Below are 9,887 nucleotides of genomic sequence, written 5' to 3'. Positions count from 1 at the left end.
CGGCTTCCGAACGACCGACCGACTCCGCCTGTTTAAGCGCCATGGCGTAAGCCTGATCGAGCGTCAGCGCGGACGCCGTGTCTTCGCAAAAGAGAGACAGACCCGCTCCAAGAAAACAGAGACACAAAGTTCGGTTTGTTTTCCTTCTTCGAAACATCGGCGAGCGGGAGATGGTACCGATTTAAATGTCACTGTAAACCTCACTAAGTGCGTTGCAGCCTGGACTGGAACTGTTCCCAAAAACGGCGTAAAAGCGCCTCGCGATGGAAGAGTTAAAGGGAAAAATCGTCTTGGTGACGGGTGCTTCGAGCGGCTTTGGAGAAGCGATCGCTCTTTCTTTTGCCCGAGCGGGAGCGACGCTGGCGATCGGAGCCCGTCGAGTCGACCGGCTTCAAACACTCGCAAAGAAATTAGGGCGGGAGTTTGGATGCAAAATTCACTCGGAGGTATTGGATGTGCGTCAAACCTCCAGTGTCCGGCGCTTCGTGGAAGGAACTCTGGGCGAGTTGGGCCATGTCGATGTCTTGGTGAACAACGCGGGATTGGCGCTGGGACGCGAAACCCTAAGGGACGCGAACGAGGACGATTGGACGCAGATGATCGAGACGAATTTTCTCGGGACATTTCGAATGACGCAAGCTCTCTTGCCGTCGATGCTCGCTCGAAAGTCGGGGCACATCGTCAATATCGGGTCGATCGCTGGCCACGAGGCTTACGCGGGCGGTGCCGGTTATTGCGGAACCAAATTCGCCGCCCGGGCGATGACGATAGCGGTGCGCGAGGAACTTTTGGGCACCGGCATCCGTGTGACGTCGATCGATCCCGGTATGGCGGAAACGGAATTCAGCATTGTCCGTTTCAAAGGAGATCAGGAAAAAGCGAAACAGGTTTACAAGGGAGTCACGCCGCTCTCCGCCGAGGATGTCGCCGAATGTGTCTTGTTCGCCGTCACGCGCCCCGCGCACGTCAATATCGAAACGATTCTTCTCAACCCGACGGCACAGGTGAACGCGAAAAACGTTCATCGAACGACGGAATAACCCTTTTCTTACCGCCGCGGCTTCATTTCTGTCGGGAGATTTGATGGTTCTTGGCGATTTGTTCGAATACTTCGTGGAAGCGCTTAATCCACTCCACTTCGGTCGGATCTTCAAGAAAGGCTTGAATATCGGCCAGGATCGCGGGCGCTGAGGTTTCCTTCAGCCTGGCTCGGATCGCGCGCAACAACTCGGGAAAGTCTCTTACGGCAGCACCCTTTTTCTTTGCAATGCGTAACCCGGCGTTCAGGTAAGAAAGATCGCACGGGGTATGGCGCTGGAGATACCAGATCAGGTCGTAACAATCTCGGCCCAGAAGCTGCGGTCGCATTAGAATCGCCAGCGCCTTACCGGCGAATAACGTGCTTTCGACGTGCTTGATGATCGGAAACAGTTCGTTGTACCGGGCGAGGAAATACTCCTCCCGACGAGTGCTTTGGATTGGGGGCGGTCGATTGTCCACCTCAATCTTAATATGAAGCTTCTGACCCTTTCGTTCCGTCAGCCCAAGGGGACCTAAGGACAACCGAACAAAAGATCGATCCACGGATTTGGGTTCCTTTGTCGCCGTTTCGACGAGAATGCCGCGTTCCTTCAAGCGGCGTTCAATAAACTCGTTCAATCGAGCGAAAGAATAGTTTTCGGTTAAAACATCGTGTGAAAAATCCAAATCTTCCGAGTAGCGTTTCAAGCCGTAACAGAGTCGCAGGCATGTTCCGCCCATGAAGGAAAGATCGCGTCCGTAAGGAGACTGGTAAACGGCTTTTAGAACAAGCACCTGAAGATATTCCCGGGCGATATTCGTCGCATGCCGCGTACCTTTGGGACGCGCCTTCTCAATCAACATCATGAGTTGTTGCATAATCCTCTAGGCCTCCGATAAGTCGCGTAAGCTGTCCGGATCCGAAAGCGCGGGCGTATTTTCGGGCTCGCCGAAAATTGAACCCTCTCAAATTTTGCCATCTTCGTTCCTGCCACGGCGATTTCTCATTTCCAAATCGCCGGCGGCTGAAGAACAGATAATCCACGACCGCTTTTTCTTTGAATGCGATCAACGTCTTCGGATCAAAGCCCTTGAAAGCTTCGCTCTTGAGCCGGCGAAAAATGAAAGTTCCCCAAGGCGTCGAAAAATTTCGAGATGGGCGGGTGGTAACGCCGGTAGTCGCGAACGGCACGTCCGGAATGAGGCCGTGGATGGAGAGCGCGCTCTCCAGGCTTACGTAACAGGGCGGATACAATGCTTTCAGAATCTCTTCGGTTTCTGGAATCGAATCTGTGAAGCCGTAGACTCCTCGGCGGACGGCGACGATTTCACCGGCTCGCTTCCACAAATGCAACTGCAGCTTGAGCGTAGGCGGCGGCGTATCGAACGCCACCGTCTTGGCTTCGCTCCAGGTAAATACGCCCTTTTTCATGCGTTTTTTAAACGCCAAAAACTTCACATATTAGTTATACTAAATTATAACTATTGTGTCACTATTCACCTATGGGGGGGCGAGAACTCGCCAATTCTTTACAACCGCGGGATTTCTTCTTCGTCGCACGTTTCCGTCGGCGCAGTACCTTCCAGAAAGGCCTCCGCAATGACATCGGTGCAATAACGGCTGGGTAATCGACCGCTCGAATGATCCACGTCGACTAGAAGAACGCCCGGCGGGGGCTTCCAATCCGCTTCCGAGTTCTGTTTGCATCCTTCCAGCATAAATTCTTTCCACATCGGTCCCGCGGCGACGGCGCCGGTTTCGCCGTTGCCGAGTGTTTTCCGGTCGTCAAAACCGATCCAGGTAATGGCGACGATTTCGGGACTGAAGCCGACGAATAACGCGTCGACGTTGTTATCCGTGGTTCCGGTCTTCCCGGCCACGTTGCACGGGAGATCTTTTGCGAACGTTCCGGTGCCGAATTCAATCACGCCGTGCAAAAGATCGGTCATGACAAAGGCGATGCGTGGGTCGAGGACCGGCTGGCTCGGCGGGGGGGGAGGCCAAAAATCAAGTCCGGTGTCGGTCTGTACGGATCGAATGGAGTGGAGTTCGTTTCGAATACCGCCGTTGGCGAAAACGGCGAAAGCACGCGCCAACTCCGGAAGCGTTACCGATGAACTGCCGAGGGCGGACGACAGGTTGGGTGCGATGGGGGACGTGAAACCCAATCGCGAAACCATTTGCGCAAGCGCGGGAAAGCCGATCGATTTGAGAAGCCGCACCGCGACGACGTTTTTGGATCGCTCGAGCGCGATGCGAAGGGGAATCCATCCGTCGTAATCGTTCTCGTAGTTCTTCGGTTCCCAGAGTCCGCTGACCGGATTGTCGAAGGAGATTGTCTCGTCTTCCATCATCGTGGACTCGGTGTAACCGCTCGCGATGGCGGCGGCATATAAAATCGGTTTAAACGACGATCCCGGCTGGCGCACGGCTTGAACCGCCCGGTTGAACTGGCTCTCGGCAAAAGATCGCCCGCCCACCATGGCTCGAATCTCGCCGCTCTCAACGTCGACGGCCAATAGGGCCGCTTGCGGGAGGCGGTCGGGTTGGTCCAGAGGAATCTTGTGCCGGCGCGCATAGGCCTCGATTCCGTTGCCTACGGCAGCCTCGGCGGTTTTTTGAAGCGAAAGATCGAGTGTGGTTTGAACGTTCAACTTCCCGCGAAAAACCAGTTCTTCACCCAGTTGATCGATGAGTTGCATCAAATTGTACGCCGCGAAATACGTTTGAATCCGGTCGTCTTGTTCTTGTCTTTCGGGCAGGGGCTCTTCTCGCGCCGCCCGCCAAGCTTCTTTCGTCAATAAACCTCGGGTGAACATCTCTCCCAAGATGATGTCGCGGCGTTCCCGTGCTTTCTGAGGGTCCTTAAAAGGCGAATAAATATTCGGCGCTTTGGGAAGGGCCGCCAGCATGGCCGTCTCCCCGTCCGTTAGGTCCCCCACATCTTTGTTGAAATACGTCTTTGCCGCCGCTTGCACGCCGTAACACCCGGCACCGAGATAGATTTGATTGAGATAAAGACCGAGAATCTCGTTCTTGGAATAACGGCGCTCGATCTGAACCGCGATCCACGCTTCCTTGAGTTTTCGTTCCAACGTTTTTTCCGGCGAAAGAAACAGAACCTTGGCCAATTGCTGTGTGATCGTGCTGGCCCCCTCGGCGTACTTTTGTTCCCAAAGGTTTCGGATGACGGCTCGAAAGAGTCCTTTCACATCGATCCCGGCGTGTTCATAAAATCGCCAATCCTCGGCCGCCAAATAAGCTTGGCGAACGTTGATCGGAATTTTTTCCAATGGAACGTTCATCCGGCGCTCCTGATAGAACTCATGAATCGTACGTCCCTGAATGTCCTTCAGCGTCGTAATTCCCTTGGGCTCGTATGTTTCCAAGCGTTCAATTTCGGGCAGATCGGACGTCACCACGACCACGAGACCCACAAAGATACCCAGGGCCCCGGCGAGGAGCGCCACGATAACGACGGAAAACGCCACACGGAAGAGGCGGGAGCGAGGCATGACGGGGAAGTATAACAGCCTCCTCCTTTTGTGTTATTTTTCCGCCATGTTCGAGGATATTCAAACGCTGGAAGGCAAGCTTCAGGGTCTCAGAGGAATCTTCCGCCTGGAAGAACTGCGCCGGGAACTGGCTCGCTTAAACGAACAGGCGGGCAAGCCGGAGTTTTGGAACGACCCCGCTGCGGCGGCCAAGATCCAAAAACGCCGAAGCGAATGCGAAGAGACGGTTTCGTTGTTCGATCGGCTGACTTCGGAACTCAAAGACGCCGGGGAGTTCGCGCCGATGGCAGAGCAGGGGGACGCTCAAATTCAGAAAGAATTGGAGACAAAATTAAGCCACGTGCGGAAAACGCTGGACGAACTGGAATTTCGCCGGATGCTGGGCCAGGAATTGGATCGTTCCTTCGCGATCATGAGCATCAACAGCGGGGCGGGAGGAACCGAAGCGCAGGACTGGGTTCAAATTTTGCTTCGAATGTATCTCCGCTGGGCCGAGCGTCGCGGTTTTGCGGCGGCAATTGTGGATTCCCTGCCGGGCGAGGGGGCGGGATTCAAGAACGTCACACTGACGATCGACGGCGCGTACGCTTACGGCTACATGAAGGGCGAGATCGGCATTCATCGTTTGGTCCGGATTTCACCCTTCGACGCCAACGCGCGCAGACACACGTCGTTCGCTTCCATCATGGTGTTGCCGCAGGTCGACGACAAAATCGATATCCAGGTGGACGAAGCCGATCTTCGGATCGACACGTTCCGCTCCTCCGGCGCCGGAGGCCAACATGTCAACAAGACCGACTCGGCCGTTCGCTTAACGCACATTCCAAGCGGCATCGTCGTCGCCTGCCAGAACGAACGGTCCCAGCACAAGAACAAGGCGCAGGCGATGAAGATTCTCAAGGCGCGACTTTACGAAAAAGAGCGGCTGGAACGAGAGCAGGAAATGTCCAAATTGGAGGGGGAAAAGAAAAAAATCGATTTCGGAAGCCAGATTCGTTCGTATGTTTTGCAGCCTTATCAGTTGATTAAGGACCACCGGACGAACTTCGAGTCGGGGAACGTCCAAGCGGTTCTGGACGGCGACCTCGACGGATTTATCCGCTCGTATTTATTGGCAAAAGCGGCGGAAGGGACTCCGGCGAGCTAATTTGACGCCATACCCCCCCTCCGGTAGAACTTCGCCGCTCCATTCCTTCCGATGACCCCAGCCGACGAAATCGATTCCAAGGAAGCCGTATTTTGGGCGGATCAATCCGCGCGGGAGATTATAGCGCGGCGCGATCGATATGTGGTCGCGACGGGGATTACACCCTCGGGTGAAATTCATATCGGCAACATGCGGGAAGTGGTCACGGCCGACACGATTGTTCGCGTGCTCCGGGAACCCGGACACAACCCGCAACTCAAGTATATCGCCGACACGTACGATCCGCTTCGGCGCGTGTACCCGTTCCTGGATCCCCAGAAATACGCCTCGCATATCGGCAAGCCGCTGTCCGAAATCCCCTGTCCTTGCGAAAAGCACGAGAGCTACGCGGAACATTTTCTTGAGCCGTTTCTTCGTTCGTTGAAGGCCCTCGACATACAGGTGGAAATCTTCCGAGCCGACCGGATGTATAAAGACGGCCAATATACGCAAAACATAATTCGCGCGTTGGAAGGCACCGAACGAATCCGGGCCATTCTTAAGGAAGCTACGGGCAAGAAGACGGACGAGCATTGGTCCCCCTTCAACCCTCTCTGCAACACGTGCAAGAGAATGATCGGGACGATCGTGACCGACTTCGACGCGGCCGAGAAAACCGTGAGTTATAAATGCGATTGCGGCGACAATGGATCGGCGCCGATGGCGGGGGGCGGAAAGCTCACATGGCGCGTCGACTGGGCGGCACGGTGGGAAATTTTGGGCGTGACGATCGAACCGTTCGGCAAGGACCATGCGTCCGCCGGCGGTTCGTACGACAGCGGCGTGAAGATTTCGAAAGAGATTTTCGGTTACGAACCTCCATTTCCGATCGTCTACGAATGGATCAGCCTCCGCGGCGGCGGCGACATGTCCTCCAGCAAGGGTAACGTCATTTCGATCCACGAGATGTTGGAGGTCGTGCCGGCCGAAGTTCTCAAATATGCCGTCGTGAAGGTGAAGCCGAACCGCCGGATCGTCTTCGACCCCGGTTTGCCGCTTCTTCAATTGATCGACGAATTTGATGATCCGACCTCGCCCAACCGCCACAGACGGGCCGCGGAGCTCTCCGCGGTGCCGGGTTCGCCGCCGGTTAAAGCGCCGTTTCGACATATCGTGAGTCTCGTTCAAACTACTCAAAATGATATCGACGAAATGGCCGCCATTTTAAAGCGGAGCGGATACGATGTCTCCGATCTGGAGGCATTGAAAGCCCGGGCCACGTACGCTCGAAAATGGCTCGATCGATTCGCGCCGGAGGAGGTTCGCTTCGAAGTGCAGAAAACGCTTCCCCCCACCGCCAATGCGCTGAAGCCGCATCAAAAAAAGGCGTTGGGACTTTTGGCGGATAAGCTGCGCTCCGGCATGAACGCCGACGAGATTCATTCGGTAATATACTCCGTGAAAGATAAAGTGAAAGCGACGCCGCAGGAATTGTTTGAAGCGATCTATCAGGCCTTGCTTGGAAAGAGCCGGGGCCCGCGCGCTGGATTTTTTCTGGCCAGTCTGGAAACCGAATTTTTAGCGGCTCGTTTTAAAGAGGTAGCGGCGACGCCCGGATCCGGTTCGTGAACATGTCCTACGAATTCCGGATCGGCGTTCGCTATCTGTTGTCGCGAAAGCACAACGCGCTCCTTTCCCTGATTACGACGATCTCCGTGGTGGGCGTGGCCCTGGGTGTCACCGCACTTACGGTGGTGCTGTCGGTCGTCTCCGGGTTTGAAGAGGAATTCCAGCGCAAAATCCTCGGCAACAACGCCCCGCTGATTTTGTTTCGCGTGTCGGGGCCGATATTGGAGTACGACGAGGTCGGAAAAAAGATCGAATCGGTGAACGGGGTCAAAGCGCAGAGCCCTTTTTTATACAGCGAAGTTCTTCTTCACTCGGATTCGGGTCGGTCGGCCGGCGTAGTTCTCTATGGAATTGATCCGAAGAAGGTCTCGGACGTGACCTCGATTACGAAAGATGTGGTTTCCGGAAACATCCAGGACCTGCTCGGGAAGGAAGGGAATCTTCCGCCCATTTTAGTCGGGCATGAGTTGGCGGAAAACAATTTGGTTCTTTTCCCCGGTTCGACGGTGGATGTCGTCGCCCCGGCGGGAGAGTTAACTCCTTTCGGATTTGGCCCGAAAGTGCGCCGTTTCAACGTCGTGGGCGTATTTAAAAGTGGACTGTATGAATACGATGCCAAGAGCGCTTACGTTTCATTGACGGACGCGCAACGGTTTTTCGGCCGCCCGGGAGAGGCCAGCGGAATACAGATTAGTGTGAAAGATATTAAGAGTGCCCGAGCCGTGGGCCGCCAGGTCCAGGAGACTGTCGGGGAGCGTTATTACGTCCGGCACTGGCTGGAGATGAACCGGGATCTCTTCGCGGCGTTCAAACTCGAAAAAACCACGTTTTTCATCGTCCTGACGATGATCGTATTGGTGGCGTCGTTCAACATCGTGGGCACGCTCACGTTGCTTGTGATGACCAAGGGGAGGGAAATTTCGATTTTAAAGGCGATGGGAGCGACGCGCAGATCGATCGCGAAGATCTTTATGGTCTCGGGAACGTTGGTCGGAGCTCTCGGTACGGGCGTAGGCCTTTTCGCAGGATTGGTTCTCTGTATTTTGCTCGAAAAATACGTCCATTTTCCGCTCAACGCCGATGTCTACCAGCTCGATACGCTCCCCGTTCGGATGCGAGCGATTGAATTCGTCCTCGTGGGTGTGAGCGCCATGATCATCAGCTTTTTCGCCACGCTCTATCCGTCTCTGAGGGCCGCGCGTCTGGATCCGGCCGAGGGGCTTCGATATGAGTGAGTTGTTGCGGGCGGAAAAGTTGGGGAAAGTATTTCGGAAGGGGCCGGCGACGATCGACGTGATTCACAACCTCGATCTCACTCTAAATCGGGGTGAGGCGATCGCGATCGTCGGGGCGTCGGGGGTCGGCAAATCGACGCTTCTCAATCTATTGGGAGCGTTGGATCGGCCGACGTCGGGTGAAATTTATCTGGAGGGAACGTCGCTTCGGACACATTCGGAATCGGAGATGGCGCGATTCCGAAACCGGTTCGTCGGGTTCATCTTTCAGTTTCATTATCTCCTTCCGGAATTCGACGCGGAGGAGAACGTGGCTATGCCTCTGTGGGTGCGCGGCGAAAGTGAGAACACGGGCCGCCAAAAGGCCGGGTCGCTTCTCCAGGAGGTCGGGTTGGAGGAGAGACGTTCTCATCGGCCGGGGGAATTGTCGGGCGGCGAGCAGCAGCGCGTGGCGATCGCCCGCGCGTTGGTGAACGAACCGGAATTGATCCTCGCCGACGAGCCGACGGGAAATCTGGACGTGGAAACCGCGCAGGGTGTGGCGGAAATCCTGTTTCGTGTGACCAAAGGGCGGGATCGCAGTCTCATTTTGGTTACGCACAATCTCGAACTGGCGCAATCGGCCGACCGGGTTCTTCGAATGCGGGACGGCCGACTGCACGAGGTACGGGGTTCTGGGTAATGATCCGAAAAATCGTCATCGGATTTTGCTTTTGGTTCCTCATCTTGCCGGGCGCGTATGCGGCTGACGTAGCGCGCGTCGTGATCGAAGGAAACAAGCGGATCGAGCGCGACGCCATTTTAGCCGTGATCCAATCCAAGCCGAAAAGTTCGATGGACCGGTCCAAAATTTCCCAAGATGTTCGAAGCATCTATCGAATGGGCTTTTTTAAGGACGTTCAAGTCTCCTTCGAAGAAGCGTCGGGCGCGTTGACATTCAAGGTCGTCGAAAAAACGTCGATTCGTGAGATTGTATTTTCCGGAAACGACGAGGAAAAGACGGAAGATCTTCAGAAAGAGGTCCAAACCAAAGCCTTCACGTACCTGGATGACAATAAAATCCGCGAAGACGTCGCCCGCCTGAGAAAATATTACGATGGAAAGGGATTCTATTTAGCCGACATTGCGAGCGGGCTGACGCCGCTCCCGAATAATGAGGCACGACTGACATTTAAGATTCAAGAAAACAAGAAGGTCGTCGTCCGCCGAATCAATATTTTGGGCAACAAGGTCTTTTCGGACTCTGAATTGAAGAAAGTGATGCAGACCAAGGAAAAGGGGCTCTTTTCCTTCTTTACGCAAAGCGGCTCGTATCGGGAAGAGGTGCTGAATGCCGATCGTCAGTCGCTTCGGGGCTATTA

General features: G+C 55.1%; 9 protein-coding genes. 6 read left to right on the top strand and 3 right to left on the bottom strand.

All coding sequences use genetic code 11. From position 1 onward, the window contains the following. The first annotated feature begins 263 nt into the window (after nucleotides 1-263). Nucleotides 264-1,040 carry an SDR family NAD(P)-dependent oxidoreductase gene (locus tag VI895_05560; GenBank protein HLG19267.1) on the top strand — a complete coding sequence of 259 codons (777 nt, stop codon included), beginning with the start codon at nucleotides 264-266 and terminating at the stop codon, nucleotides 1,038-1,040. A gap of 22 nt (nucleotides 1,041-1,062) precedes the next feature. On the opposite strand, the gene VI895_05555 is transcribed toward VI895_05560, so the two are convergent. The 3 genes from VI895_05555 to VI895_05545 form a co-directional block, all read right to left on the bottom strand. After that, the gene (locus tag VI895_05555; protein HLG19266.1) at nucleotides 1,063-1,899 is read right to left on the bottom strand and encodes a nucleotidyl transferase AbiEii/AbiGii toxin family protein; all 837 of its coding nucleotides are present in this window, start codon (nucleotides 1,897-1,899) and stop codon (nucleotides 1,063-1,065) included. Beyond that, the gene (locus VI895_05550; GenBank protein ID HLG19265.1) at nucleotides 1,874-2,470 is read right to left on the bottom strand and encodes a hypothetical protein; all 597 of its coding nucleotides are present in this window, start codon (nucleotides 2,468-2,470) and stop codon (nucleotides 1,874-1,876) included. Before VI895_05550 ends, VI895_05555 begins: the two co-directional genes overlap by 26 nt. Before the next feature lie 80 nt (nucleotides 2,471-2,550). Continuing rightward, nucleotides 2,551-4,536, bottom strand: a complete 1,986-nt coding sequence (locus VI895_05545) for a PBP1A family penicillin-binding protein (GenBank protein ID HLG19264.1) — start codon at nucleotides 4,534-4,536, stop codon at nucleotides 2,551-2,553. 46 nt (nucleotides 4,537-4,582) lie between these two features. Here VI895_05545 and prfB point away from each other — a divergent pair, with 46 nt between their 5' ends. From prfB to VI895_05520, 5 genes are all read left to right on the top strand, one after another. Then, nucleotides 4,583-5,683: a peptide chain release factor 2 gene (gene prfB / locus VI895_05540; GenBank protein ID HLG19263.1), complete on the top strand. Its 1,101-nt coding sequence runs from the start codon at nucleotides 4,583-4,585 to the stop codon at nucleotides 5,681-5,683. A 51-nt stretch (nucleotides 5,684-5,734) separates the two neighbouring features. Continuing rightward, the gene (gene lysS, locus VI895_05535) at nucleotides 5,735-7,291 is read left to right on the top strand and encodes a lysine--tRNA ligase (protein ID HLG19262.1); all 1,557 of its coding nucleotides are present in this window, start codon (nucleotides 5,735-5,737) and stop codon (nucleotides 7,289-7,291) included. Nucleotides 7,292-7,293: 2 nt separating this feature from the next. Next, on the top strand, nucleotides 7,294-8,526 hold the full coding sequence (locus VI895_05530) for an ABC transporter permease (protein ID HLG19261.1): 1,233 nt from the start codon (nucleotides 7,294-7,296) through the stop codon (nucleotides 8,524-8,526). Beyond that, nucleotides 8,519-9,208, top strand: coding sequence for an ABC transporter ATP-binding protein (locus VI895_05525; protein ID HLG19260.1), 690 nt, complete (start codon nucleotides 8,519-8,521; stop codon nucleotides 9,206-9,208). Before VI895_05530 ends, VI895_05525 begins: the two co-directional genes overlap by 8 nt. Next, nucleotides 9,208-9,887 (top strand): POTRA domain-containing protein (locus VI895_05520; protein ID HLG19259.1); only part of this gene is annotated, 680 nt, incomplete at its 3' end. The genes VI895_05525 and VI895_05520, both read left to right, overlap by 1 nt.

The sequence above is a fragment of the Bdellovibrionota bacterium genome (assembly GCA_035292885.1).
GTDB lineage: Bacteria > Bdellovibrionota_G > JALEGL01 > JALEGL01 > DATDPG01 > DATDPG01.
Note: the sequence above shows the minus strand (reverse complement) of the source record. Positions and strands in the feature narration are given on the sequence as shown.